This window comes from Gaoshiqia hydrogeniformans (assembly GCF_049347105.1).
Classification (GTDB): Bacteria; Bacteroidota; Bacteroidia; order Bacteroidales; family Prolixibacteraceae; genus Gaoshiqia; species Gaoshiqia hydrogeniformans.
Window position 1 is genome coordinate 2,006,913 of sequence record NZ_CP186334.1, and the last position, 25,996, is coordinate 2,032,908.

27 protein-coding genes and 1 tRNA gene are annotated in these 25,996 nt (G+C 42.8%); 8 read left to right on the forward strand and 20 right to left on the reverse strand.

From position 1 onward, the window contains the following. Nucleotides 1-287: 287 nt before the first annotated feature. Nucleotides 288-2,654, forward strand: coding sequence for a carbohydrate binding domain-containing protein (locus ACOIT5_RS08025; RefSeq protein ID WP_423129958.1), 2,367 nt, complete (start codon nucleotides 288-290; stop codon nucleotides 2,652-2,654). A 120-nt stretch (nucleotides 2,655-2,774) separates the two neighbouring features. Here the strand turns inward: ACOIT5_RS08025 and ACOIT5_RS08030 are convergent, their stop codons facing one another. Beyond that, on the reverse strand, nucleotides 2,775-3,677 hold the full coding sequence (locus ACOIT5_RS08030) for an OmpA family protein (protein WP_423129959.1): 903 nt from the start codon (nucleotides 3,675-3,677) through the stop codon (nucleotides 2,775-2,777). Between the two features lie 242 nt (nucleotides 3,678-3,919). Here ACOIT5_RS08030 and ACOIT5_RS08035 point away from each other — a divergent pair, with 242 nt between their 5' ends. Continuing rightward, nucleotides 3,920-4,267 (forward strand): DsrE family protein, encoded by a 348-nt coding sequence (locus ACOIT5_RS08035; RefSeq protein WP_423129960.1) that lies wholly within the window; start codon nucleotides 3,920-3,922, stop codon nucleotides 4,265-4,267. Between the two features lie 9 nt (nucleotides 4,268-4,276). On the opposite strand, the gene ACOIT5_RS08040 is transcribed toward ACOIT5_RS08035, so the two are convergent. Then, complete coding sequence (locus ACOIT5_RS08040) at nucleotides 4,277-4,456, reverse strand: hypothetical protein (protein WP_423129961.1); 180 nt, start codon at nucleotides 4,454-4,456, stop codon at nucleotides 4,277-4,279. Nucleotides 4,457-5,079: 623 nt separating this feature from the next. Between ACOIT5_RS08040 and ACOIT5_RS08045 the strand changes: the two genes are divergently transcribed. Then, nucleotides 5,080-5,235: a hypothetical protein gene (locus tag ACOIT5_RS08045; protein ID WP_423129962.1), complete on the forward strand. Its 156-nt coding sequence runs from the start codon at nucleotides 5,080-5,082 to the stop codon at nucleotides 5,233-5,235. Between the two features lie 189 nt (nucleotides 5,236-5,424). Here the strand turns inward: ACOIT5_RS08045 and ACOIT5_RS08050 are convergent, their stop codons facing one another. From ACOIT5_RS08050 to ACOIT5_RS08060, 3 genes are read right to left on the reverse strand one after another with little or no spacing between them, the layout of a single operon-like run. After that, nucleotides 5,425-6,144 carry a hypothetical protein gene (locus tag ACOIT5_RS08050; RefSeq protein WP_423129963.1) on the reverse strand — a complete coding sequence of 240 codons (720 nt, stop codon included), beginning with the start codon at nucleotides 6,142-6,144 and terminating at the stop codon, nucleotides 5,425-5,427. 36 nt (nucleotides 6,145-6,180) lie between these two features. Continuing rightward, a complete protein-coding gene (locus ACOIT5_RS08055) occupies nucleotides 6,181-7,716 on the reverse strand; it encodes a RagB/SusD family nutrient uptake outer membrane protein (protein WP_423129965.1) in 1,536 nt (511 codons plus the stop codon). Between the two features lie 24 nt (nucleotides 7,717-7,740). After that, on the reverse strand, nucleotides 7,741-10,938 hold the full coding sequence (locus ACOIT5_RS08060; RefSeq protein WP_423129966.1) for a SusC/RagA family TonB-linked outer membrane protein: 3,198 nt from the start codon (nucleotides 10,936-10,938) through the stop codon (nucleotides 7,741-7,743). 693 nt (nucleotides 10,939-11,631) lie between these two features. On the opposite strand from ACOIT5_RS08060, the gene ACOIT5_RS08065 reads away from it, so the two are divergent. From ACOIT5_RS08065 to ACOIT5_RS08075, 3 genes are all read left to right on the forward strand, one after another. After that, a complete protein-coding gene (locus tag ACOIT5_RS08065; RefSeq protein ID WP_423129967.1) occupies nucleotides 11,632-16,452 on the forward strand; it encodes a RecQ family ATP-dependent DNA helicase in 4,821 nt (1,606 codons plus the stop codon). A 155-nt stretch (nucleotides 16,453-16,607) separates the two neighbouring features. After that, a complete protein-coding gene (locus ACOIT5_RS08070) occupies nucleotides 16,608-17,897 on the forward strand; it encodes a hypothetical protein (RefSeq protein ID WP_423129968.1) in 1,290 nt (429 codons plus the stop codon). A gap of 11 nt (nucleotides 17,898-17,908) precedes the next feature. After that, nucleotides 17,909-18,652, forward strand: a complete 744-nt coding sequence (locus ACOIT5_RS08075) for a hypothetical protein (RefSeq protein WP_423129969.1) — start codon at nucleotides 17,909-17,911, stop codon at nucleotides 18,650-18,652. A 40-nt stretch (nucleotides 18,653-18,692) separates the two neighbouring features. On the opposite strand, the gene ACOIT5_RS08080 is transcribed toward ACOIT5_RS08075, so the two are convergent. The 15 genes from ACOIT5_RS08080 to ACOIT5_RS08150 all read right to left on the reverse strand — a co-directional run bounded on the left by ACOIT5_RS08080 (nucleotide 18,693) and on the right by ACOIT5_RS08150 (nucleotide 23,752). Next, the gene (locus ACOIT5_RS08080; protein WP_423129970.1) at nucleotides 18,693-18,932 is read right to left on the reverse strand and encodes a GIY-YIG nuclease family protein; all 240 of its coding nucleotides are present in this window, start codon (nucleotides 18,930-18,932) and stop codon (nucleotides 18,693-18,695) included. A 121-nt stretch (nucleotides 18,933-19,053) separates the two neighbouring features. Next, entirely contained in the window at nucleotides 19,054-19,293 is a 240-nt protein-coding gene (locus ACOIT5_RS08085) for a GIY-YIG nuclease family protein (protein ID WP_423129970.1), read from the reverse strand. Nucleotides 19,294-19,414: 121 nt separating this feature from the next. Next, nucleotides 19,415-19,654: a GIY-YIG nuclease family protein gene (locus ACOIT5_RS08090; protein WP_423129971.1), complete on the reverse strand. Its 240-nt coding sequence runs from the start codon at nucleotides 19,652-19,654 to the stop codon at nucleotides 19,415-19,417. A gap of 121 nt (nucleotides 19,655-19,775) precedes the next feature. Then, complete coding sequence (locus tag ACOIT5_RS08095) at nucleotides 19,776-20,015, reverse strand: GIY-YIG nuclease family protein (protein WP_423129972.1); 240 nt, start codon at nucleotides 20,013-20,015, stop codon at nucleotides 19,776-19,778. Nucleotides 20,016-20,136: 121 nt separating this feature from the next. After that, entirely contained in the window at nucleotides 20,137-20,376 is a 240-nt protein-coding gene (locus tag ACOIT5_RS08100) for a GIY-YIG nuclease family protein (RefSeq protein ID WP_423129973.1), read from the reverse strand. Nucleotides 20,377-20,497: 121 nt separating this feature from the next. Beyond that, a complete protein-coding gene (locus ACOIT5_RS08105; RefSeq protein WP_423129974.1) occupies nucleotides 20,498-20,737 on the reverse strand; it encodes a GIY-YIG nuclease family protein in 240 nt (79 codons plus the stop codon). A 121-nt stretch (nucleotides 20,738-20,858) separates the two neighbouring features. Further along, complete coding sequence (locus ACOIT5_RS08110) at nucleotides 20,859-21,098, reverse strand: GIY-YIG nuclease family protein (protein ID WP_423129973.1); 240 nt, start codon at nucleotides 21,096-21,098, stop codon at nucleotides 20,859-20,861. 121 nt (nucleotides 21,099-21,219) lie between these two features. Beyond that, a complete protein-coding gene (locus ACOIT5_RS08115; protein WP_423129974.1) occupies nucleotides 21,220-21,459 on the reverse strand; it encodes a GIY-YIG nuclease family protein in 240 nt (79 codons plus the stop codon). A gap of 121 nt (nucleotides 21,460-21,580) precedes the next feature. Further along, nucleotides 21,581-21,820: a GIY-YIG nuclease family protein gene (locus ACOIT5_RS08120; protein ID WP_423129971.1), complete on the reverse strand. Its 240-nt coding sequence runs from the start codon at nucleotides 21,818-21,820 to the stop codon at nucleotides 21,581-21,583. Nucleotides 21,821-21,941: 121 nt separating this feature from the next. Further along, nucleotides 21,942-22,181, reverse strand: a complete 240-nt coding sequence (locus ACOIT5_RS08125) for a GIY-YIG nuclease family protein (RefSeq protein ID WP_423129972.1) — start codon at nucleotides 22,179-22,181, stop codon at nucleotides 21,942-21,944. A gap of 121 nt (nucleotides 22,182-22,302) precedes the next feature. Beyond that, nucleotides 22,303-22,542 (reverse strand): GIY-YIG nuclease family protein, encoded by a 240-nt coding sequence (locus ACOIT5_RS08130; RefSeq protein ID WP_423129975.1) that lies wholly within the window; start codon nucleotides 22,540-22,542, stop codon nucleotides 22,303-22,305. Between the two features lie 121 nt (nucleotides 22,543-22,663). Beyond that, on the reverse strand, nucleotides 22,664-22,903 hold the full coding sequence (locus ACOIT5_RS08135; protein ID WP_423129972.1) for a GIY-YIG nuclease family protein: 240 nt from the start codon (nucleotides 22,901-22,903) through the stop codon (nucleotides 22,664-22,666). Between the two features lie 121 nt (nucleotides 22,904-23,024). Continuing rightward, a complete protein-coding gene (locus tag ACOIT5_RS08140; RefSeq protein WP_423129972.1) occupies nucleotides 23,025-23,264 on the reverse strand; it encodes a GIY-YIG nuclease family protein in 240 nt (79 codons plus the stop codon). Nucleotides 23,265-23,385: 121 nt separating this feature from the next. Further along, entirely contained in the window at nucleotides 23,386-23,625 is a 240-nt protein-coding gene (locus ACOIT5_RS08145) for a GIY-YIG nuclease family protein (RefSeq protein ID WP_423129976.1), read from the reverse strand. A 51-nt stretch (nucleotides 23,626-23,676) separates the two neighbouring features. Then, a tRNA-Met gene (locus tag ACOIT5_RS08150) sits at nucleotides 23,677-23,752 on the reverse strand. A 210-nt stretch (nucleotides 23,753-23,962) separates the two neighbouring features. Between ACOIT5_RS08150 and ACOIT5_RS08155 the strand changes: the two genes are divergently transcribed. Beyond that, entirely contained in the window at nucleotides 23,963-24,826 is an 864-nt protein-coding gene (locus tag ACOIT5_RS08155) for a M23 family metallopeptidase (RefSeq protein ID WP_423129977.1), read from the forward strand. Nucleotides 24,827-24,835: 9 nt separating this feature from the next. Continuing rightward, nucleotides 24,836-25,996, forward strand: coding sequence for a 1-deoxy-D-xylulose-5-phosphate reductoisomerase (locus tag ACOIT5_RS08160; RefSeq protein WP_423129978.1), 1,161 nt, complete (start codon nucleotides 24,836-24,838; stop codon nucleotides 25,994-25,996).

Sequence of the window (25,996 nt, forward strand, 5' to 3'; positions counted from 1 at the left end):
TTTTTGTGAATACAATCTCCCCGGATTGATCCCTTTATATCCGGACCGAAAAAGATGAAAATAAGTCAAAAAATCAGGAATATAACGGATTGATTTGTATGGACTTATTTTATTACCTTATCCGGATGGCGTTCATTCAGTCGGTAGGTACGTTTTTCTATCGCATCATGATCCTCAGCCTAATCAACCTCAGCTTTCGATACGAATGAAACTCTTTTTCGCACCTACAACTGAATGCGCAGGCAGTTTCGATTCAATCCGGATTTTTAATCCGATCTTCTTACTGGATGAAAAAATTAATTCAGGTACGCGTATCCATTGATGTCCCGGATCAGAAATCAAAAAAACCGATGAAATCAAAAATCTTTACACCACTCTTTCTGGGGATTATATTTATGGGCTTTAATCTTAGTCAGGCCCAAAACCTGTTAACCGATGGTCACTTTGGCACGACCACTGAAATTTTACCTTGTATAAACGGAAATTGCGCTGCCAATGTGTGGAGCTTTTGGCAGTCTGATGAGACTGCAGCAACTGCAACCGTCACCGACGGAACATGCCACCTGCAAATAAGTGAAGGGGGCCTCGAAATGTGGGAGATTCAGTTAATTCAACGGGGTTTTCCGCTTACCTTGGGGCATTGGTATCGCTTGACCTTTGCTGTAAGAGCGGATGCCGAAAGGTGGTTCGGCCTGTTTCTGGGTGAAGAAGGAAACGGCTGGACGAGTCTGGTCGGATACGAAAATTATTATCAGCACGCCACAACGGAATGGCAAACCAAGTCATTCGATTTTCAGGCATACAGCATTTTTGATTCCCACAAACTCAGCTTCGAAGCAGGTGGTTCAACGGTAGGGATGTATTTTGATAACGTCTTTCTGGAAGACCTGGGGCCATACCCAAGTATCGGAATTATCGGGACTGCGGTAGCAGGCTGGGTTGACGATGTCGACCTGAGCACGACCGACGGGAAAACGTATGTCCTGTCTGATTACTACCTCAACAGCGGCCATGCCAAATTCAGGTTGGGAAACAGTTGGGCTGTAAACTGGGGAGCCGATGCATTTCCTTCGGGAACAGCTTACCCATACGGGCCGGATATTCCGATTCTGACCGGCGGTAATTACGACATCACTTTTGACCTGGAAACAGGCGACTATTCCTTCATTTGCATCCGTAATTGCCAGGCATCGGTCGGAATTATCGGAACAGCAGTTTCTCCTTTCTTCGACTGGAACACGGATGTGGATATGACGACCACTGACGGCGTTATGTATTCGCTTTCAAATCAGCTGTTTATAAATGGTTCGGCTAAATTCAGGCAGGACAATTCCTGGGATGTGAACTGGGGAAGCGATCAGTTTCCTTCGGGAACGGCATGGCCCGGTGGACCCGACATTCCGGTAATTGAAGGAATCTATAAGGTTACGTTTAACCTGGAAACAGGCGAATTCAGTTTTGAGTGGCCCCGTGTCGGCATACTGGGATCGGCATTAAATGGCTGGACCGATGACATCGACCTGGAGACTGTCGACGGGGTAAAGTACACCTTAAACGCGACGTTTACCGACGGCGAAGTAAAATTCAGGCTCGACGACCAATGGAATGTGAACTGGGGAAACTATACCTTTCCTTCCGGATACGGTTATGAGGGAGGGCCCAACATCCCGGTTCCTGCCGGTAATTACCAGGTAACGTTTAACCTGTATTCGGGAGAATACTTCTTTGAGTCGACCCAATGCCGGATGGAATGTCCGGAGCCGGTATGGGTAGGTAATACACCGGGTTTGTGCGGCGCTTATGTGCATTATCCGGAAGTGGTACAAAAAGGGATTTGTGAAACTGACGGGCTGATGATTGAACAAATTGCCGGTCTCCCCTCCGGTTCTTTCTTCCCGCTTGGCGTAACAACAAATACATTTACCCTGTCAGATTCAACCGGCGAACTGTATGTATGCAGTTTCGATGTTTTTGTTTACGATATCGAACCACCGGTGATTGAAAATTTTACAGCTGTTTTTGACTCCCCGTGGCCGCCAAACCATCAGATGGCGCTTTTAAACCTGAACTACACGATTTCAGATAATTGCGACACAATGATTATTCCCGAAATTTATGTGTTCAGCAGTCAGGACTATGACAAGACGGGCGCCGGGCATACCGGCATTGACTGGGAGATCCTAAACGAACACCAGGTGCTTTTAAGGGCCGAGCGAACCGGAAGGGGAGACGACCGGATGTATTACATTTATGTTGTGTGCTATGATGCGTTTTATAATTATGCCTTCGAATCAGCGCTGGTAACCATCCCGCACGATCAGCGGAACCGGGCAGAAAAGCCTGGTACAATCGAAACCAAAACAGACGCTTTGGCCGGCAAGTCGGCCAAAATAGAAGACAACCCGCTTGCTTTGCCGTTTCAGTTCAAGGTATGGCCAAATCCAGGTTCAGCGAATTTTTACGTTCAGGTTGAAAGTAATTCGAATGAGGTAATTGGACTGTCGGTGATGGATATGTCCGGGAAGGTAATGATTGAACTGACCGGGACGAAGGGGCAGTTATTTACTTTTGGCGAAAATTTGTTACCCGGGACATACCTGCTTGCCATCAGGCAGGGACGATTTGCAAACAGGATTAAACTGGTGAAACAATAAACCGTTAGCCTGGTTTTTAAAAGTTGATTGCTTAAATGATTCAAAAAAATCCGGCAGAAAATCTGGTTTTACCAAGGGGTAAGCCTGGTATAACCAGATTTTCTGCCGGGTTGATTTGTTTTAGTTCGTTTTCAATAACTGCATAATTTCTTCGAGCTTTGGCGACAGGATAATTTCGGTCCGCCGGTTGACGGCCCTTCCTTCGGGGGTTTTGTTGGACGCTTTGGGTGCGTATTCTCCTTTGCCCGATGCGGTTAAACGGGTGGGCGTAATCTTATGCTCGTCGGTCAGAATCCGCACAATAGAAGTGGCGCGGGCTACGCTTAAGTCCCAGTTATCGCGGTAAACGGCGGTGCGGATAGGGATACTGTCGGTATGCCCTTCAACAAGAATATCGATGTCGCGGTTTTTATCCAGTACATCAGCCAAAAGCGTAATGGCTTCTTTTCCTTTGGACTCAATGGCTGCACTGCCCGATTTAAACAAGAGTTTATCAGACATCGACACGTACACTTTTCCGTTTTTAATTTCTACCGAAAGTTCATCCGATTGAAAACCCAACAAGGCGTTTCTCAAAATATCGTTCAATCGTTTGGTAATTGAATCCTGCCGAGCAATGACTTGCTGAAGTTCATTCAATGCCCGCTCTCTTTCCTCGATCAGCTTTTCTTTTGCTGCCAGCTCGTCCGACTTTTGTTTCAGCGCCAGATTAAATTGTTCCGACTGGGAAAGATTTTCTCCAACCAGCTCATTATACCTGCGTTCAATGTCTTTAATCGATTGGTTGAGATTAGTAATTTCTCCGTTCAGATCCGAGATATTTTTATTCAGCGAGTTGATCTCGCGTTCTCTCTGTTCAAGTGTCTGACACAGCTGATCTCTTTCGTCGATCACCGCGTTTACCCGCTTCGATACCAAAAGCTTTTTCTCCGGCCGGGCCTGCCCGCACTGATAGAATGGTTTGCATGAACTTGCTAAGATGGCAAATACGCTAATAATCAGGATTAGATTGTTTGTTTTCATTTTATGTGGATTAAGATTTAATAAAATTACGCTTAAAATTTATCACGGGTTTCAGCATTCGGTTTTTCCCGCCATTCATAACAAATTTCGCACCATCTGTTTTACGCTTGACTGAATTTGAAACAAGAAGCTGTGGCCTGTTTCCCGGATAGGGTGGGGAAAGCTTTATTTCCGGTAAAAATCATTTGCCTGCCGGGTTTACTGTTATCTTTGTTGCCCGTTATGCAAATAGGAGTATCGTTATGAAAGACTTTAAAAACGTATTGCTGCAAATTACCCAATACGGCATGGGAACGGGCGACGAGGCCTTAGGCCTTCAACTGGTCACAAACTACCTGCGGCTGGTAAACGAGGAAAGCGAATTACCCAAAGTCATTACTTTTTATAATGGCGGGGTAAAACTGATTTGTACCGGTTCGCCGGTTGTCGGAATCCTTAAAGAAATTGAACAGAAAGGAGTTAAGTTGCTTGCCTGCAAAACCTGCCTGAATTATTTTGGTTTGACCGATCGGGTAGAGGTGGGCATTGCCGGAACCATGATCGACATCATCGAGCTTCAAAAGATAGCCGGAAAAGTCATTAACCTGTAAAGAAACTCATCATCCGGCGATTCGGCGTTGGATTGAGGTTCGGGGTTTCAGCTGATTTTTCACTCCAACTTTTGGTTTCCGGCGTTCGGGCAGGCTGCGCACATTCACGTCTTCGCCGCGTTGTACAAATACCAGCTTGCCTATTTTTCCGTTCAGGAAGAGTCCCGGAAAGGATTTGGCTCGGGCCATGTTCTTATTTATTTCAGGGTTATTATTAGATTCCGCTATGTTTTTTCTAAGATAAGTAACAGAAATCTAACAGAAACCTAGGAAAAACCTGGTATAAAATTAAAACTTTATCTAAACGATATCAGGTGGGGCAGGGAAGTCGCTGTTAGAATATTTTGCTTTCTATTCAGAGCGTCGCTCTAAATTATTTTGATATGAAACCCTTCCTGGTCCTCTCTTTTAAGCTAATCTTTATAAACAAATATCCTTCCTGTTTTTCTTGCCCAGCGGGGGCAAAAGATGGGTAGCACAGAAAGCATGCAAGAGGAATACCGTCTGCGAAAATTCGCTGAACGAAGCAAGTAAAATCCGTTCGGACGGAATGGCACCGCGTCATTCTTTGGAAGATATTTCGTCCGGAAACTGCCGGACAGGATGACTTAATTAAAGACTTTTGATACAGCTTCGGGTGGCTATGGAAGGGGAACCCGATGCTTCAAGAACGTTTAAATCGTTTTAAAGGCGATTGCCCTGCCACCAACCGTGATAAAACGGGTAAAAAGTAATCCGGCAAATCAGTGAACGAAACGACCGATGAGATAATACAACATGACGGGATTGTACCAAAAATTTACCGGACACCAATGATACCCAATGTATTTCGGAACGGATGTTATGCCGTTCGTGCAGCAACACCCGAACAGCTGCCGGATGAAGGAGAAACAGGACAAACTCCGCTTAAGCCTCGGCCGGTCGAATCGGTTGCTGCCGCGAATGGTGTACTGGAAAAAGTGAATTAATGAGATATTTGCCTCTAATGATCCGGATCTGCCTCTTACTTGAAAATTTTTGCTGTATTTATCCGCTCAACCGGGCCAAACTTTTCCAGCGCTTTCAGGTCAATCTGACGCGGATCGCCCACGTTGAGACAAAAAAAGAGACCGCCTTTGGGGCAGTCTCTTCAGATATTACTTTAGTTGTGTGCCATTTTACATGGTTACCGTAAAGGTGCCGGATGCTTCGGTTCCGAAGTCACCGGAAACAGAAAACAATATAGTTGAACCAATTGAAAGTTGAGCATTTCCGTCTCCAAGGCCATCTCCGTAAGCGTCGTAAATTTTAAAAGTGTAAGTACCATTTTCGAGACAGAATCTGGATGACAATTTGTCCAAGCCATCGTTATAACCATCACCGGATGCAATCGTTTCTGATGCAGCATTCAGTAATTCCCATGAGCATTCACTAGCCCAGTCATCGAAATTAATGGTTAATACTACGTCGTTTAACGAACATATTTGGCTGATATTGATGGTCAGGTTCTTCCCGGTATATAATCCATCTTCTTTTCCTATCGAAAGAACTAAGGTTTTTCCATCGTCAATATTTACATCATGTAATATTAATTCGAAGGAACCGACGTTTGAATTAGCAGGTATTGTCACTGTTTGCACAGCAGTGTACGCAGCAGCATCAGCAGTAGAGGAATTGACTACCAGGATATTAAATATTCTATCAGAAGAACTTGTGTTAGAGGACATCACTTTAATGGTGTGAGTGGTCGAGCCATCAACATCCACCCCCAGATCAAGTGATGTAGCTTCAAAAGTTACATAATTCAAGTTTTTTGTAAACTCAGTGTCCTCAATACAACCACTTAACAAGCCTATTGAAACGGCGAATGACATTAATAGATAGATTATTTTTTTCATTTTTTTAATATTTTTGGTTTCTCGTTAAATGCCTGCTTAATCGATGTATGGATTATTCTGAATTTCACTCTGAGGGATTGAGAACGTCAGGCGGGGATCGTTGTATGGAATTCCAACTCCAACGAAAGACAAGTGATTTGAACCTCTGACGATGGTTGCTTTATTCCGCTTCATGGCTAAGTAGCTTTTACCTTCAGCAAATAGTTCAATACGAGTTTGTAAGTAGATTTCGTTTTGTAAGGCCTGACCGGATAATCCATCAATGTAGCTTGCATCGGGAACACGCAGACTTACTAGGTCTTTCAGCCGTTGTCTGGCAGTGATGTCATCACCTGATTTTGAAGCAACTTCTGCGTTTAAGAGGTACATTTCGGCAACACGCATGTAAACATAGTCTGTTTCGATATTACGCTGGCTGCCAATAATCCGGTTCGGAGCATAAAATTTATAGAGCGGAACTAAATAATATGAAGAAGTACTTACGTTGTGGAATTGTTTCTTACGTGCATCATTTACCGGGATTAAGTCAAACAAGCCTTTGTCGATTGCTTTCCTATCACCAGCCCACTGGTAACTATAAGTATAGGCATCCATCTGACCCCACCAGGAAACCAAATCCAACCCATTGTCAAGTGTGATATCCACTCCCCACATCCAACCTCTTGTATTTATATCATTAAATCCACCCACAGGATCCGGGATAATTTTTGTTGGATCATTAGGATCTTGGAGGGTTGTATTATAGTATACCTCGTCTTCGGACATAAGCGTAAATCCACCTGTAGTAATGATATCATTTGTAAGCTCTTTAGCTTGTAATAAACTGGCATTGTCTCCCATTGCAGCGTAGGTATAGGCAAGCAGCCCTTTAGCTACGTACTTGTTAATTTCGTTTTTAGCGGTTCGTTGATATGTTTCCAACAGAGAAACCGCCTCAGTCAGGTCTTTTATAATTTGAGCATAGACCTCGGCTGCTGTACTTTTAGGCTGGTTGGGTTGAAGCGGATCTGTATAAATTGGCAAGATTTCTTCAGCCGGATCATAACTTTTTGCAAAAAACTGGGTCAAATAAAAATAGGCATAGCCGCGTAGTGCTTTTGCTTGTCCCATTAGATACTGGTTTTCTTGTAACTCGGGAACAACATCGTTACCGCCTAGAGCATTGATAACTTTATTTGCGGAACGAATTATCCGGTAATAGTATCGCCAAGGTTTGTAGTTACCGGTATTGGTGTAATCGGTAGTGACTGTATATTCAGTCAATCTTCGGTACCATCCGTAAGTGCTAACACTTAACACTAAATCGCTGGATAAAAAGTCACTGTATATATCATAACCTTTTTGTCCAAAATCATCATGGTCCAAGTCTGTACCTCCAGTACCGGTTTGGAACATCAGTGTATATATACCTTTTACACTACCGGCAATAACATCTGGGTTGTTTTGTGCTGCTTCAGCAATCTGTTCTTCGGTCAGGAATTGTGTCGGTTCGACCTCTAGGAAGTCTTTGGTGCATCCTGAAACTCCTATTAGGAGTGCTGTGATGGAAGCTAAAATGTATGTCTTTTTCATGATTTATTTTCTAAATTGTTAAGATTAGAATTTAACACGCAAACCAATGGTATAGGTGGAGAGCGGAGAATAGCGGTACATATCTGATGTACCTGCTTCATCGGTTGCCGGGTTAAACCCGTCTCTGGCGCTCAGCAAGAAAAGATTATCGCCTGAAACAAAAACATTCATATTTTCAATACTAAAACGTTTTGTAAAGGTTGTAGGTACGGTGTATCCTATTCTCAGGTTGTTGAGAGTTAAATAGTCTGATTTTGTAATGAAACGGGTAGAAGAACTAACAACGTTCACATCATAGTTATCTGATAGCCTTGGTACATTAGTAATATCACCGGGTTGTTGCCATCTTTTCATGATGTCTGTATGCCAGTTGTTGCCACCAACGTCATCGTTATTCATTAAGTTAGCGTAAGCTGCATCATAGGCATACCCTCCCAAGCTATACAAGAATTGAGCGGAGAAATCGAATGCTTTCACGCGTCCATTTACACGAAATGCACCTCGTACTTTCGGAATAACGGACTTGCCAACATATTTTTGAGTCGCGTTTGCGTACGTTTTTGTTGTCGTTTTAGTAATAACAGCATCCGGATTTTCCGACACATAATCTAACATAGAACTGATGCTTTCTCCCGAGTCGACAACCCCATTATTATTGTCGTCGTGAAAGTACTGAAACCACATTGAGGTGCCGTCAGCAGGGTCTACACCAGCATATTCGCGTACATAAAAATCGTATAGGGAATGACCTTTTGACCGCCCGAACCGTCCGTTAATGTCGATAAGTTTTGGCATATCAGTAGCCGGGTCGATAGGCATTTTTATTAATTTGTTTGACAACATCTCTCCATTTACTGTAACGTTCAGTTCGTAGTCGCTTTGCTTAATAATATGAGCCGTCAAATCGAATTCAACACCACTGTTTCGTAATTCGCCATCGTTAACTTTGATTAATGCATAACCTACAGATGGGCCTACTCGACGATCAAAGAGTAAATTGGAAGTATTTTTTTGATAATAATCAATTGCTCCTTCGAGGAATTTGCCTATGCCAAACTCAATTCCTGTTTGAAACATTTTTGATGTTTCCCAGGTCAAGTCGGGATTACCAACATTCCGTTCGGAGATAGATATTTCGTCATTCAGGTTACTCACATCAGAGGTGGTGTATCCTGGATAATAGCCAATTCCTTCTTGCTCTCCAATCACCCCATAGCTAATTTTGTACTTCAAGAATTCGATTATTGGTAATTTGGCCATAAATGATTCTTTGTTGACAATCCAGGAGAGACCGACAGAACCAAAATTATCCCACTTATTATCACCAATAAATCGAGATGATCCATCTCGACGGATAGAGGCTGAAAAGAAGTACTTGTTATCGTAGTTATAGTTTAACTGTCCAAAGTAACTTTCGAGACGAACCTTATCGGTGTAGGATGTTGGAGGACTGGAAACAATAATGAAGTTGTTCAAATCGTCGATACCTGGATGAACCATTTTAGATTTGCTTGCCGTAGCTACTTTTTCTTCCCATGCATTACTTTCGTGAGCTACGAGTGCTTCAAAATTATGGCTATCGAGACTTTTCTTGTAGCGTAAAAGATTCAATAAGTTGTAAACGATCATTTGACGATCTACTTTGTAAATAGAACCACCTTGCCCAGCTGCTGAACCGTAGAACGGGTTGTTCAGATTGTTATATTTACGAGCATAAAATTGTGCTCCGAAAGTATTTTCCAGTGTAAGTCCCTCTATGAATTTGATGGTGCCAGAAAAATTTCCTGTTAGCTGATTCTGTTTAGTTCTACTACGATCATAATGAGCGTCCGCAATTGCATTGGTTAAAGCACCAAATCCTCGTCCAACTCCATAATCATATTGATAACCTCCAAAAATATGATCATCCACGTAATCCCCGTTGTCGTCTCTTAAAAAAAGCGGATAGATTGGAGGAAGGTTGTCAACAAACCAGAAAATACTTCCTGAATCTTCTGTTTGCCCGTTGTTGTTTGTTTCTGTTCCGGAATAGGACATTCGCGAGTTCAGATTCAACCATGGCTTTACTTTACTCTCTAGATTCATTGCCGCACTGTAGCGTTTGAAGTCGGAGTTAATAATATAACCAACATCATTCAAATAGCCGAAGGAAGTAAAATACTTCGATTGTTCGTTTCCCCCATTAAAGTTTACGGTTGCTTCGGTTCTGGATGAACTTTGAAAGCCATAGTCTTCCCAATTCTCAGGATCGTATTTGCGTGTTACACCTGCTCTTACCGTCCGGGTAGCAGGGTCGATCAGATCTGCCCCGTCTGCATTCCACAGATTGTAACTTTCGGTAATCCCATCACCGAAAAGAGCACTGTTGGCATAACCTTCCGGATTGGCTTGCCCACTTGCAACACCACGATTATAAAGTGCTTCCCAACTTAAACCAATATATTGTTCTGGTGATTTAATCGTACTGTATCGTGGCAATTGGCTAACATTGACACCTGTTTTAACATCAACTTCAATCGAAGAAGTACCTGATTTTCCGGATTTAGTTGTAATAAGGATAACACCGTTTGCTCCTCGGGAACCATAGATGGCCGTTGCGGTAGCATCCTTTAATATGGTGGTCGATTCAATGTCGTTGGGGTTTATAGCATTAAGAGAACCATTGTAAGGAACACCATCCAGAACGTATAATGGATCTCTGTTACCATTTACTGAACCAAAGCCTCGAATACGGATGGTGGCAGATGTACCAGGTTGTCCGGATGTATTAATAACGTTAACACCAGCCGCCTCGCCAGCTAATGATTGAGAAATATTCGAAACAGACTTTGCTTCGATGTATTCTGACTTTATCTTATTGACAGTCCCCACAAATGATTGTTTTGTGGTTGTTCCATACCCAACAACCATTACCTCATCAACACCGATAACATCGTTCTGGAGAACAACGTTGACGATAGAGGAGTTAGCATCCAACTCTTGTGTTTTCATCCCAACAAATGAAAAAATCAGGGTCTGATTACCCTCCGGAATTCTCAATAAATACTTTCCATCGACATCGGTGATTGTACCGATTGTTGTTCCTTTAACAGAGACAGACACACCAGGTAAGGAACTCCCGTCGTCGGCAGAAGTCACCGTACCTGTAATTTCCTTGGTTTGCGCCAGTACAGCCTGCAAACCAATTGCAAAAATTGCAAGTAGTAATGTGATTTTTTTCATAGAAATAATTTTAAACAATTTTAAAAAACATATTTAGACTTCTTTCTTCTAAAGTCAGTTTTTACTGGAATAACCGGAAAATTAAAACATAAGACAGCTCCCCCTGCTGGTCCGATGTTCTGTGGAATGTTTTAATAAGTCCCCTCTGGTAATTTAATATTTTTAACACAAATGTTAAAATATACTAACTAACACAAAAATAAGAATTTTGTTGAATCAGAAAAGTGATTTACCACATTCATGAAAGATAAATTAGGAATAAGATAAGTTTTACAACATCTGCATTTCCAAATTCGAATCCCGATTGCCCCGGGGCTACCCGTATTTAATCCCTCCGGGATTCCCGGTCGACACCGGAGGTTTGGATAATTGGTCATTGCAGCTTGGGGCTCCTTATCCGCGAGTAAATTTGAAATAAATACGTTCTTTGTGGCTTCGTGACTTCGTGTTGAAAACCACTTTTCGGAGGTGACTATCTTCTAAAACAGATGCAGGTTTTTTTATTCTCCTCCCGTGAGGGAGGAGTACCCTTGTGCAGCAAGGGGAAGGTGGTTTGTTTAACCTGCCAAAGAGCTTGTTCCGAACTTGATTCGGGAAGGATTACCCGCATCGCGGGGGAGCTGTTAAGCTTACCACCGTTTCCTCTTTGCCGGAATACAATTTCAGGCTATCTTTATATTCAACAATCAAAAAATGAATTCAATTGCTTTTGTTGATACCGAAATTGAGCCAAAGAGCCAAAAAATTCTGGACATTGGAAGTGTTAAGGGCGATGGAAGTTCTTTTCACAAACCTTCGGTTGCCGAGTTCATCCGGTTTTTAAGCGGGACACCATTCATTTGCGGACATAATATTTTAAACCACGACGTAAAGTATATCGGCAAAGCGCTTACAGAGGCAGGAGTAAATCCGGGAAATATCATCGATACACTTTTTCTTTCGCCCTTACTTTTTCCTGCCAAGCCGTACCATGCTTTGCTTAAAGACGATAAACTTCAAACGGACGACACAAACAATCCATTAAATGATGCCATCAAAGCGAGAGATTTATTCTATGATGAAATTGCTGCTTTCAAACAAACAGACGAAACGCTAAAGCAAATTTTCTATTTGCTGTTGAATGATAAAAGGGAGTTCGGTTCCTTTTTTCGTTTCATCGCCTATACCGGCGAAGGCAGAAGCCTTGACAAACTGATTCGCCAAACGTTTGAAAATGAAATATGTGCCCAAGCTGATCTCTCGAAAATAATTTCAGGACAACCGACTGAATTGGCTTACTGCTTATCTCTCATCAACGCGTTCATTCACAATAGAAAAATACATTCCGTCACCCCGCCCTGGGTGTTAAAGAACTATCCCGGAGTTGAACAAATCATGCTTCGGTTGCGAAACAAACCTTGTGTGAGCGGTTGTGCTTATTGCAACAACGCACTGGACATACACAAGGGCCTGAAACGATTGTTCGGGTTTGAGTCATTCAGAAAATTCGGGGGAGTGCCGCTGCAGGAGAAGGCGGTAAAAGCAGCTGTCGACAATAAATCGATACTTGCCGTTTTTCCCACCGGAGGCGGAAAGTCAATCACCTTTCAGGTTCCGGCGCTGATGAGTGGCGAAACTTCAAAAGGATTAACTATCGTGATTTCACCCTTGCAATCGTTGATGAAAGACCAGGTTGATAATCTTGAAAAAATTGGGATCACCGAGGCCGTTACCATTAATGGATTGCTTGACCCGATTGAACGTGCAAAGTCATTCGAGCGGGTTGAAGATGGCTCCGCCTCTGTCCTGTACATTTCGCCGGAAGCTTTGCGTTCCAAATCGATTGAACGCTTGATTTTGGGAAGAAAGATTGTTCGCTTTGTTATTGATGAGGCGCACTGTTTTTCTTCGTGGGGCCAGGACTTCAGAGTCGATTATTTGTATATCGGCGATTTCATTAAATCTGTTCAGGAGAAGAAAAATCTTGAAGATGGCATTCCGGTTTCATGTTTCACAGCCACTGCCAAGCAGAAGGTTATTGAAGATATCCGGGAATATTTCAGGGGAAAACTTTCGATCGAACTGGAGTTGTTTACATCAAAAGCATCGCGGACAAATCTGCATTACAAGGTTCTTGAAAAAGGAGATGAGGAGGAAAAGTATCAGAAGGTGAGAGATTTGATTGTGGAGAAGAATTGCCCGACGATTATTTATGTTTCCAGAACACATAAAGCATACTCACTGGCAAAACGGTTAACCGACGATGGGTTTAGCGCCAAACCTTATCACGGGAAAATGGACAAGCAGGAGAAGTCTGAAAATCAAGATGCATTTATCCATGGTGAAGTCCAGATCATGGTCGCAACGTCTGCTTTTGGGATGGGGGTTGACAAAAAAGATGTCGGGATGGTGATTCATTATGAAATATCCGATTCGCTCGAGAACTACATTCAGGAAGCCGGGCGGGCAGGGCGCGATGAAAAGATTGTTGCCGATTGTTTTGTGTTGTTTCATGAGGAAGACCTGAGCAAACACTTTATCCTGCTGAATCAAACCAGACTTTCGATTAAAGAAATCCAGCAGGTTTGGAAGGCGATCAAAGATATCACGAAATTTCGTTCGAAAGTTTCAAACTCAGCCCTGGAGATTGCGCGCAAAGCCGGTTGGGACGATCATGTTGTTGAGATCGAAACAAGGGTAACCACCGCCATTGCAGCCTTGGAAAATGCCGGCTATTTGAAGCGCGGGCAGAATATGCCGAGAATTTTTGCCAATAGTATCCTGTCCAGGAATGCCCTGGAAGCCATAGACAAAATCAATGCTTCAGAAAGGTTTGAAGAAAGGCAGAAGGGCATGGGGATCAGAATTATCAAAAAGCTCTTTTCAAGCAAAAGCCGGAAACAAACATCGGAAGAAACAGCCGAATCACGGGTTGATTACATCAGCGACCACCTGGGAATTGTAAAAGAAGAGGTCATTAACATTGTGAACCTTCTTCGCGAAGAAAAAATTCTGGCCGACGCGAAAGACTTGACAGCGTTCATCAAGAAAGGAGAGAATAAAAACCGTTCTCTCAGTGTGGTGAACACATTCAGCAAAATCGAAAACTTTTTGCTCCCGCTGTTGGAAGAACAGGAAAAGACATTCCACATCAAAGAACTGAACGAAAAAGCCGAAGCAGAAGCTTGCGAAGAGGTAAACATCAACAAGATTAAAACCATCATTAACTTTTGGGCAATCAAAAATTGGATTAAGCAACAGAACCTGGAGTATTCAAAAAATCATTTTGCTGTGTTCTGTCTTCACCCGAAAGAAAAGTTGAAGGAAAAATTGGAGAGGCGGCACGAGTTGGCGAGGTTCATCGTTGAATTTCTGTACGCGAAAAGCAACTTGAACCTTTCGCAAGATGACGCAGGAAAAGAAGAACTGTTGGTTGAGTTTTCGGTCCACGAGTTGAAAACAGCTTATGAAAACAGCCAAAACCTTTTTAAGCTAAACGTTGGTCTTGATGATATCGAGGATACCCTTTTTTATCTTTCAAGAATTGAGGCAATTAAAATTGAAGGAGGCTTCCTGGTGGTGTATAACAGCCTGACCATTGAACGCCTGGAACAGGACAATAAAAAACGGTACACGAAGGACGATTACGAAAAGCTCAATCAATTCTACGAGAACAAAGTGCAGCAAATACATATTGTCGGCGAGTATGCCAAAAAAATGATAAGCGACTACCGCAATGCGCTTCAGTTTGTTGAAGATTATTTTCAGTTAAACTATAGCTCTTTCCTGCGAAAATACTTTCCCGGGAGCAAGGCCGACGACCTTAAATTAAAAATGACCCCAACCAAATTCAAACAATTGTTTGGAGAACTGTCGCCGGCACAATTGAGGATTATCAAAGACAACGAATCGAAATACATTGTTGTTGCGGCTGGTCCTGGTAGCGGGAAAACCAAGGTGTTGGTCCATAAACTGGCCTCGTTGCTTTTAATGGAAGATGTAAAACACGAGCAACTGCTGATGCTTACTTTTTCAAGGGCAGCAGCCACAGAATTCAAGAAACGTTTACTCAAGCTCATTGGAAACGCTGCCAATTACATTGAAATAAAAACTTTTCACTCGTACTGTTTCGATTTGTTGGGCAAGGTTGGAAGTTTGGAAAAGTCAGCTATTATTCTGAAAAAGACAGTTGAGAAAATCAGGAACAATGTAGTTGAAATAAGCCGGATTACAAAAACAGTTTTGGTGATTGATGAGGCACAGGATATGGACGAAGATGAGCTCGAACTGATAAAAGCGTTGATGGAGCAGAATGAAGAAATGAGAGTGATTGCCGTTGGCGATGACGACCAGAATATTTTTGAATTCCGGGGTGCCAGTTCAAAATATCTTGAACAGTTTATCCGCATAAACAAAGCAACCAAACACGAATTGGTTGAGAATTACCGAAGCAAAAGCAACCTGGTTGATTTCACCAACCAGTTTGTAAAACGGATTCGCCACCGGTTGAAAGACACCGCAATCATTCCGAAGCAGGCCGACACGGGAAAAATAAAAGTTGTCTGCTATCAAAACAACAACCTCCTTACACCGCTTGTGAATGATATCCTCTCGAGCGGACTTTCAGGAACAACCGGCGTTCTTACCAAGACGAATGAAGAAGCGCTGCAAATTACAGGATTGCTTTTGAAAAACGGGATACCGACAAAACTGATTCAAACGAATGACGGTTTCAGTTTGTATAATCTGCTAGAAATCAGGTTCTTTTTAAGCCGGTTGAGTTTGGCCGATGATACTTTCATCATCAGTGATGAGGTTTGGGAAAAAGCCAAATGCGAATTGAAAAACAAGTATTATTCCAGTACTAAGTTTGAAATATGCAGCAACATCATCAGAGATTTTGAAACTACAAACCCGAAGAAGAAATACAAATCGGATTTCGAAGTTTTCATCCGTGAATCCAAACTGGAGGATTTTTTTAATGAATACGGGGAAACCATTCTTGTTTCGACCATCCACAAGGCCAAAGGAAAAGAATTTGACAATGTTTTTCTGATGCTTGAAAACTTTAACTCAACAACCGACGAAGCAAAAAGACAACTTTATGTCGCCATGACCAGGGCAAAACAGAATTTGACCGTTCACTTAAATTCAAATCTTCTTGATCACCTTTCAACAAAGAATTTAGAACGGGTTGAGGATCGTAATAGGTACTTGCCACCTGAAGAGTTAGTCATGCAGCTGACCCATGAGGATGTAAATCTCGGCTATTTTCGGTTTATTCAACATCGTGTAAACCAGGTCATAAGTGGAGAATCTCTCATCATAAACGAGGAGGGATGTGCAAATTCAAAAGATGCTTTGGTTCTAAAATTTTCAAAAAAATTTCTGGAGTCTATCGAAACACAGGTGAAGAGGGGGTATCGGTTGAAACGTGCGAAAGTAAACTTCATTGTTTACTGGCGGGAAGAAGATACTGGACAGGAAGTAAAAATTGTGTTGCCCGAATTGTATTTTGAACGAGTAAATGAATAACGGAAACCCCTTAAAAGAAATATTGCTGGAAGAGTTTTATTGATGAGTCTGTGTCAAAGACCTGATTTCAACGAATTTATCGCATGTCGCGCAACCTTTGTTCGTTTATTCTCATCTTGGAAACACTAAACCCTGCTTTTGTAAAATAGTTACGTATGAAACAACTTTTCTATCTGTTTCTGGTACTGGTTCTAACCGGGTGTGAAGATAACTATGAAGATGCTCACAGGTATTCAAAACTCATTACACAGTCGAAAGGGTATCCGGTATATCTCGATATGAGCGAAATAGGGGATATACAGGTTAAAACGGAGTCGCCGCTTGCAGCCCCGTTTAAAATCCTGTCTAATGACAAGTATTATTTTGTGGGCGATATGCTGAAAGGCATGCATGTTTACGAAAAAAAAGCCGAGGGAGTAAATTATCTGTGCTTTATTGAGTGCAGGTATATCAAAGACTTTGAACTCGCTGATAACCGGCTTTTCTGTAATAACCTGGTGGATCTGGTGGTGATGGATGTTAGCAACCCGACGGAGATAAACATGTTGCACCGGCAGAAAAATCATTTTAACCGGTACACGAGTTATAAGGAATACTGGAATATACCCTACGTGGAAGGCAAGGGGCTTATTGTCGGGACAGAGATGCACGAACTTACAGGTATGATAACCGAAAAACAACCCGATCTTGATTTCAGTGAGTATGATCAGTTATATAGCGCTCTGACGACTAAAGTGATACCTGATAACTGGTTCAGTAATCATCCTGAATATGATAAGCCGTACCTCGGAATGATCAAATTAAATACAGATGAAATATACGCATATGGCAGCTACAATAGTTGGTCTATCAGCAACTACCGGTCGGGAGCTTTCAGCGTAAGAGAAGAAGATCTGTGGACAACTCCCAGGGGAAATTACGCTCCTCCATACTATTACAGCAACGCCTTTCCGGTACGTATGTTCTTTGAGGATGACATCATTTATATTTTGGGAACATTGGACAACCTTTCGAGTGGTTATTGCCATTGCATCATATATAATGAAGACTATCCGATTACCTATCCGTTATATTTTTCGGGCTTTAAGCCTTTAGACATTTGTTACATGCCACAGATGGATGCTTTTTTCGTTCTCACGGGCACATCGGTATGGGGTGTTTTTATAACAGGCAATGGTATACCTGAATTTTCAAAAACAGATATCGATTACCCGATTGCAACGGATGCCGTAGAAATTTTCAGGGCCGGGGACAATCTGGTTACGCTCGGGAATGAACTTTCCGTGTATTCTGCAACTGAAAGCGAGTTCAAGCTTGTGAAAACATATCCCGGAATATCGGGAAAGTGTTGTTATAAAGAGGGAAATCTTTTAGCTGTAGCCAGCACACAAGGTATGTTCTTTTATGATATCACCGATTTGGAAAATATTCAACTCATTCCATAAATCAATACGTTATGAAAAAAATTACAATAGTCAGCCTGTCGTTATTCCTCACCGTAAGTGGTTTCGCTCAATTCAACAAGGAGAATTCTGTCAACGTCGATAAAAATGAAATCCATACCCGCTTCGACAAAAGGAAGGATAAAGGATATTACAGCATCATGCAGGTTAGCCTGCTGTTAGGCAACAATCAGTCCATTCAGGGAATTGTGAACTACTATCCTTACCCAACAGCAGACACCTTTGCGCCTGTTTATAGTTATCCTTATCCCTATAGCCGTACCGGTATGGCAGTAGCGCCTTCGTTCACCATCACCAACGGGTACCTGTTCAACGAACATTGGGCCGCCGGAGCAGGAGTGGGCTATGAAATTTTTGATCACAATCTTTTTCCGCTTTTTGCTGAATTACGCTACACCTTTTGGGACACCAAAATCTCCCCGGTTGTGGCCATGAAGGGAGGTTATGCGTTTGGCAATTTCAAAGCGAAGCATTACGACGATCTCTACCTGAACTGGTCGCCCTACCATGTTAATGATGCCAGTCTCCGCAACTACGGGGGATTGATGCTTCATCCTGAAATTGGTGTTAAGATGCCGTTAAATGAAAACAGCGACCTGCTGATTACGGCAGCTTACCGGCATCAGAAAACAAAATCGGTTGCACGAAAGGATTACGGATCCAATCAGTTTGATGAATGGGAGCACAAAGAGGACCTCAGCCGGCTCTCATTTGGTGTGGCCATCATGTTCAGGTGAAAAAAATATTAAAACGTAAAACATGGTCAACTATAACTGCTCAACTTATTTTTCCCCGGATAAAATCCCTTCCCCGATGGGATTTCAGTTCCTTTTCTCTTTTCAATGCATCAGCTTTCAACAGAAATTCTTCGGAATGGACCAGTTTCCAGGGACGGAAATTTTTCGTCCATCCCTTTGGCAAGTGGTTATGGGCAAGAACCCGCTTTTCAAGATCACATGTCATCCCAATGTAAATCTTGTCAAACTTCTCTGAATAAAGTACATAAACGTAAAACATGGTCAACTATAACTAAAAAAGGAGAGCTGAATCTTCAACTCTCCTTCTTATTGGTAGCGGGGACACGACTCGAACGTGCGTCCGGCAATTGCCGGATATGAGCCCAACAGCTACCAACTGCTCAACTTATTTTTCCCCGGATAAAATCCCTTCCCCGGTGGGATTTCAGTTCCTTTTCCCTTTTCAATGCATCAGCTTTCAACAAAAATTCTTCGGAATGGACCAGTTTCCATGGACGGAAATTTTTCGTCCATCCCTTTGGCAAGTGGTTATGGGCAAGAACCCGCTTTTCAAGATCACATGTCATCCCAATGTAAATCTTGTCAAACTTCTCTGAATAAAGTACATAAACGTAAAACATGGTCAACTATAACTAAAAAAGGAGAGCTGAATCTTCAACTCTCCTTCTTATTGGTAGCGGGGACACGACTCGAACGTGCGTCCGGCAATTGCCGGATATGAGCCCAACAGCTACCAACAACTCAGATGGTTTTTCCCCGAATAAAATCTCTTCCCCGATGGGATTTCAGTTCCTTTTCTCTTTTCAATGCATCAGCTTTCAACAGAAATTCTTCGGAATGGATCAGTTTCCAGGGACGGAAATTTTTCGTCCATCCCTTTGGCAAGTGGTTATGTGCAAAAACCCGCTTTTCAAGATCACATGTCATCCCAATGTAAATCTTGTCAAACTTCTCTGAATAAAGTACATAAACGTAAAACATGGTCAACTATAACTAAAAAAGGAGAGCTGAATCTTCAACTCTCCTTCTTATTGGTAGCGGGGACACGACTCGAACGTGCGTCCGGCAATTGCCGGATATGAGCCCAACAGCTACCAACAACTCAGATGGTTTTTCCCCGAATAAAATCTCTTCCCCGATGGGATTTCAGTTCCTTTTCTCTTTTCAATGCATCAGCTTTCAACAGAAATTCTTCGGAATGGATCAGTTTCCAGGGACGGAAATCTTTCGTCCATCCCTTTGGCAAGTGGTTATGTGCAAAAACCCGCTTTTCAAGATCACATGTCATCCCAATGTAAATCTTGTCAAACTTCTCTGAATAAAGTACATAAACGTAAAACATGGTCAACTATAACTAAAAAAGGAGAGCTGATTCTTCAACTCTCCTTCTTATTGGTAGCGGGGACACGACTCGAACGTGCGTCCGGCAATTGCCGGATATGAGCCCAACAGCTACCAACAACTCAGATGGTTTTTCCCCGAATAAAATCTCTTCCCCGATGGGATTTCAGTTCCTTTTCTCTTTTCAATGCATCAGCTTTCAACAGAAATTCTTCGGAATGGATCAGTTTCCAGGGACGGAAATCTTTCGTCCATCCCTTTGGCAAGTGGTTATGTGCAAAAACCCGCTTTTTAAGATCACATGTCATCCCAATGTAAATCTTGTCAAACTTCTCTGAATAAAGTACATAAACGTAAAACATGGTCAACTATAACTAAAAAAGGAGAGCTGAATCTTCAACTCTCCTTCTTATTGGTAGCGGGGACACGACTCGAACGTGCGTCCGGCAATTGCCGGATATGAGCCCAACAGCTACCAACTGCTCAACTTATTTTTCCCCGGATAAAATCCCTTCCCCGGTGGGATTTCAGTTCCTTTTCCCTTTTCAATGCATCAGCTTTCAACAGAAATTCTTCGGAATGGACCAGTTTCCAGGGACGGAAATTTTTCGTCCATCCCTTTGGCAAGTGGTTATGTGCAAAAACCCGCTTTTTAAGATCACATGTCATCCCAATGTAAATCTTGTCAAACTTCTCTGAATAAAGTACATAAACGTAAAACATGGTCAACTATAACTAAAAAAGGAGAGCTGAATCTTCAACTCTCCTTCTTATTGGTAGCGGGGACACGACTCGAACGTGCGTCCGGCAATTGCCGGATATGAGCCCAACAGCTACCAACAACTCAGATGGTTTTTCCCCGAATAAAATCTCTTCCCCGATGGGATTTCAGTTCCTTTTCTCTTTTCAATGCATCAGCTTTCAACAGAAATTCTTCGGAATGGATCAGTTTCCAGGGACGGAAATCTTTCGTCCATCCCTTTGGCAAGTGGTTATGTGCAAAAACCCGCTTTTTAAGATCACATGTCATCCCAATGTAAATCTTGTCAAACTTCTCTGAATAAAGTACATAAACGTAAAACATGGTCAACTATAACTAAAAAAGGAGAGCTGAATCTTCAACTCTCCTTCTTATTGGTAGCGGGGACACGACTCGAACGTGCGTCCGGCAATTGCCGGATATGAGCCCAACAGCTACCAACTGCTCAACTTATTTTTCCCCGGATAAAATCCCTTCCCCGGTGGGATTTCAGTTCCTTTTCCCTTTTCAATGCATCAGCTTTCAACAGAAATTCTTCGGAATGGACCAGTTTCCAGGGACGGAAATTTTTCGTCCATCCCTTTGGCAAGTGGTTATGTGCAAAAACCCGCTTTTTAAGATCACATGTCATCCCAATGTAAATCTTGTCAAACTTCTCTGAATAAAGTACATAAACGTAAAACATGGTCAACTATAACTAAAAAAGGAGAGCTGAATCTTCAACTCTCCTTCTTATTGGTAGCGGGGACACGACTCGAACGTGCGTCCGGCAATTGCCGGATATGAGCCCAACAGCTACCAACAGCTCAGATGGTTTTTCCCCGAATAAAATCCCTTCCCCGGTGGGATTTCAGTTCCTTTTCCCTTTTCAATGCATCAGCTTTCAACAAAAATTCTTCGGAATGGATCAGTTTCCAGGGACGGAAATTTTTCGTCCATCCCTTTGGCAAGTGGTTATGTGCAAAAACCCGCTTTTCAAGATCACATGTCATCCCAATGTAAATCTTGTCAAACTTCTCTGAATAAAGTACATAAACGTAAAACACGGTCAACTATAACTAAAAAAGGAGAGCTGAATCTTCAACTCTCCTTCTTATTGGTAGCGGGGACACGACTCGAACGTGCGTCCGGCAATTGCCGGATATGAGCCCAACAGCTACCAACAGCTCAGATGGTTTTTCCCCGAATAAAATCCCTTCCCCGGTGGGATTTCAGTTCCTTTTCCCTTTTCAATGCATCAGCTTTCAACAGAAATTCTTCGGAATGGATCAGTTTCCAGGGACGGAAATCTTTCGTCCATCCCTTTGGCAAGTGGTTATGTGCAAAAACCCGCTTTTCAAGATCACATGTCATCCCAATGTAAATCTTGTCAAACTTCTCTGAATAAAGTACATAAACGTAAAACATGGTCAACTATAACTAAAAAAGGAGAGCTGATTCTTCAACTCTCCTTCTTATTGGTAGCGGGGACACGACTCGAACGTGCGTCCGGCAATTGCCGGATATGAGCCCAACAGCTACCAACAACTCAGATGGTTTTTCCCCGAATAAAATCTCTTCCCCGATGGGATTTCAGTTCCTTTTCCCTTTTCAATGCATCAGCTTTCAACAGAAATTCTTCGGAATGGACCAGTTTCCAGGGACGGAAATTTTTCGTCCATCCCTTTGGCAAGTGGTTATGTGCAAAAACCCGCTTTTTAAGATCACATGTCATCCCAATGTAAATCTTGTCAAACTTCTCTGAATAAAGTACATAAACGTAAAACATGGTCAACTATAACTAAAAAAGGAGAGCTGAATCTTCAACTCTCCTTCTTATTGGTAGCGGGGACACGACTCGAACGTGCGTCCGGCAATTGCCGGATATGAGCCCAACAGCTACCAACAACTCAGATGGTTTTTCCCCGAATAAAATCTCTTCCCCGATGGGATTTCAGTTCCTTTTCTCTTTTCAATGCATCAGCTTTCAACAGAAATTCTTCGGAATGGATCAGTTTCCAGGGACGGAAATCTTTCGTCCATCCCTTTGGCAAGTGGTTATGTGCAAAAACCCGCTTTTCAAGATCACATGTCATCCCAATGTAAATCTTGTCAAACTTCTCTGAATAAAGTACATAAACGTAAAACATGGTCAACTATAACTAAAAAAGGAGAGCTGATTCTTCAACTCTCCTTCTTATTGGTAGCGGGGACACGACTCGAACGTGCGTCCGGCAATTGCCGGATATGAGCCCAACAGCTACCAACAACTCAGATGGTTTTTCCCCGAATAAAATCTCTTCCCCGATGGGATTTCAGTTCCTTTTCTCTTTTCAATGCATCAGCTTTCAACAGAAATTCTTCGGAATGGATCAGTTTCCAGGGACGGAAATCTTTCGTCCATCCCTTTGGCAAGTGGTTATGTGCAAAAACCCGCTTTTCAAGATCACATGTCATCCCAATGTAAATCTTGTCAAACTTCTCTGAATAAAGTACATAAACGTAAAACATGGTCAACTATAACTAAAAAAGGAGAGCTGATTCTTCAACTCTCCTTCTTATTGGTAGCGGGGACACGACTCGAACGTGCGTCCGGCAATTGCCGGATATGAGCCCAACAGCTACCAACAACTCAGATGGTTTTTCCCCGAATAAAATCTCTTCCCCGATGGGATTTCAGTTCCTTTTCCCTTTTCAATGCATCAGCTTTCAACAAAAATTCTTCGGAATGGACCAGTTTCCAGGGACGGAAATCTTTCGTCCATCCCTTTGGCAAGTGGTTATGTGCAAAAACCCGCTTTTTAAGATCACATGTCATCCCAATGTAAATCTTGTCAAACTTCTCTGAATAAAGTACATAAACGTAAAACATGGTCAACTATAACTAAAAAAGGAGAGCTGATTCTTCAACTCTCCTTCTTATTGGTAGCGGGGACACGACTCGAACGTGCGACCTTTGGGTTATGAGCCCAACGAGCTACCAACTGCTCCACCCCGCAATATATTTTAGATATTTTTGGTCTTTTTGAACGTACATCTTCAACATTCCTGCCTCAAATGCGGTTGCAAATATAGGGCATTTTTGTCAAAAAACAAATCAGGAACAAAAAAAATGAAATTTTTCCGTTGCGTTAAAAAGTATTAATTTCAGCAGCCTGAATTAGGCTGTTCTTTTATTCTTTATATTTTTGATGCTTCCAAAACCGAAGATGAAAAAAGAGAAAAAGAAAGATAAAATTTTCCAGAAGCTTAAAAACCGGTACCGGCTCATCATTTATAATGATTCAACCTTTCAAACGGTTTTAAGCACGAAGTTGAACCGCATGAATGTGCTTGTTATTGTCGGGTTGGGCGGTTTTTTTCTGGTGATGCTTACCGTAATGCTTATTGCCTACACGCCCATCCGCGAGCTGATCCCGGGTTATCCTTCGGGCGATGTGCGCGACCTGATTGTCCGGAACTCCGTGATGGTCGATTCGCTTGAGCAGCAGTTGGCAATGCGCGACAGCTATTTTGCCAACATTAAATTATTGATTGAAGGAGAAATTCCGCCGGATATCGATTATGAACAGGATTCGGTTGCCCGGACGGCCGAACTGAATCTTCAACCGTATAACCACGATTCCATGTTCAGGCAGAATCTGCTGGAAGAGCAACTGGACTTATCGCTCCAGAAAGGAAATGCCCGGCAATCCGGCTTATCCAATTTACATTTTTTTACTCCGCTAAAGGGGATGCTTTCCGGAGGTTTCGACAATAATATTGATCATTTCGCCGTGGATATTGTCGGGCTTCCAAATTCCCGGATTTCATCCGTGCTTGACGGAACAGTCATCTTTTCGGGCTGGACCGTCGATACCGGTTACGTCATCTACATTCAACACGATCATAACCTGATTTCGGTTTATAAGCACAATTCCGAGTTGCTGAAAGCCGTTGGCGACCATGTGAAAGCCGGCGAAGTGGTTGCTTTCATGGGAAACACCGGCGAGTTAACCACCGGTCCGCACCTGCACTTCGAATTGTGGTACAAAGGGATACCGCTCGACCCGGAACAATACATTGACTTTTAAGCCCCGCTGATGAAAAAACGAATTGCAATTCTTGGATCTACCGGTTCCATCGGAACGCAGGCCCTGGAGGTCATTGAGCAGAATCCCGATTACTTTGAAGTTGAAGTCCTGACCGCGAATAACAATACCGATTTATTGATTGAGCAGGCTAAAAAGTATAAACCCAACCTGGTTGTGGTAGCCAACGAATGCCGTTTTGAGATGCTCCGGGAAGCGTTAAAAGATGAACCGGTAAAAGTGTTTGCCGGCAAGGAAGCCCTGGAACAGGTGGTTGAGCTCGATACCATCGACATGGTGCTCACGGCGATGGTGGGTTACTCGGGCTTGTTGCCTACCTTAAAGGCCATTCGTGCCGGAAAGCACATTGCCCTGGCCAACAAGGAAACGCTGGTGGTTGCCGGTGAAATTATCACCCGCGAAGCTATTCAGAACAAGGTGAGTATTTACCCGGTAGACTCGGAGCACTCGGCCATTTTTCAATGCCTGGCCGGGGAGCACATGAATGAAATTGAAAAGATATACCTCACCGCTTCGGGCGGGCCGTTCAGAGGATTTAGTTTACAACAGTTACAACAGGTAACCACGGCCGATGCGCTGAAACACCCCAACTGGGACATGGGCGCTAAAATTACCATCGACTCGGCCAGCATGATGAACAAAGGTTTCGAGGTAATCGAGGCCAAATGGTTGTTCGACCTGAAACCCGAACAAATCGACGTTGTGGTCCATCCGCAAAGCATTATCCACTCGATTGTCCAGTTTCGCGACGGATCGATGAAAGCGCAAATGGGCCTTCCCGATATGAAACTACCGATTCAGTACGCCATGAATTTTCCCCAGCGGCTGGCTTCCGGGTTTAAACGTTTCAACTTCATGGATTACCCCAAACTCACTTTTGAGCAGCCCGATATAAAAATTTTTCGTAACCTTGCACTGGCTTTCGAAGCGTTGAACCAGGGAGGCAATTTGCCTTGTATCCTGAACGCCGCCAACGAAGTGGTGGTGCAGGCATTTCTTCGCGAAAAGATTCGTTTTGTCGACATGCCCGATGTGATCGAAAAAAGCATGCAGAAAGTAAAATTTATAAAAAACCCGGTTTTGGATGATTATATTCAAACCGACAAGGAGACAAGATTGTTAACAGCTTCGTTGGTGAAACAGCGAAATTAA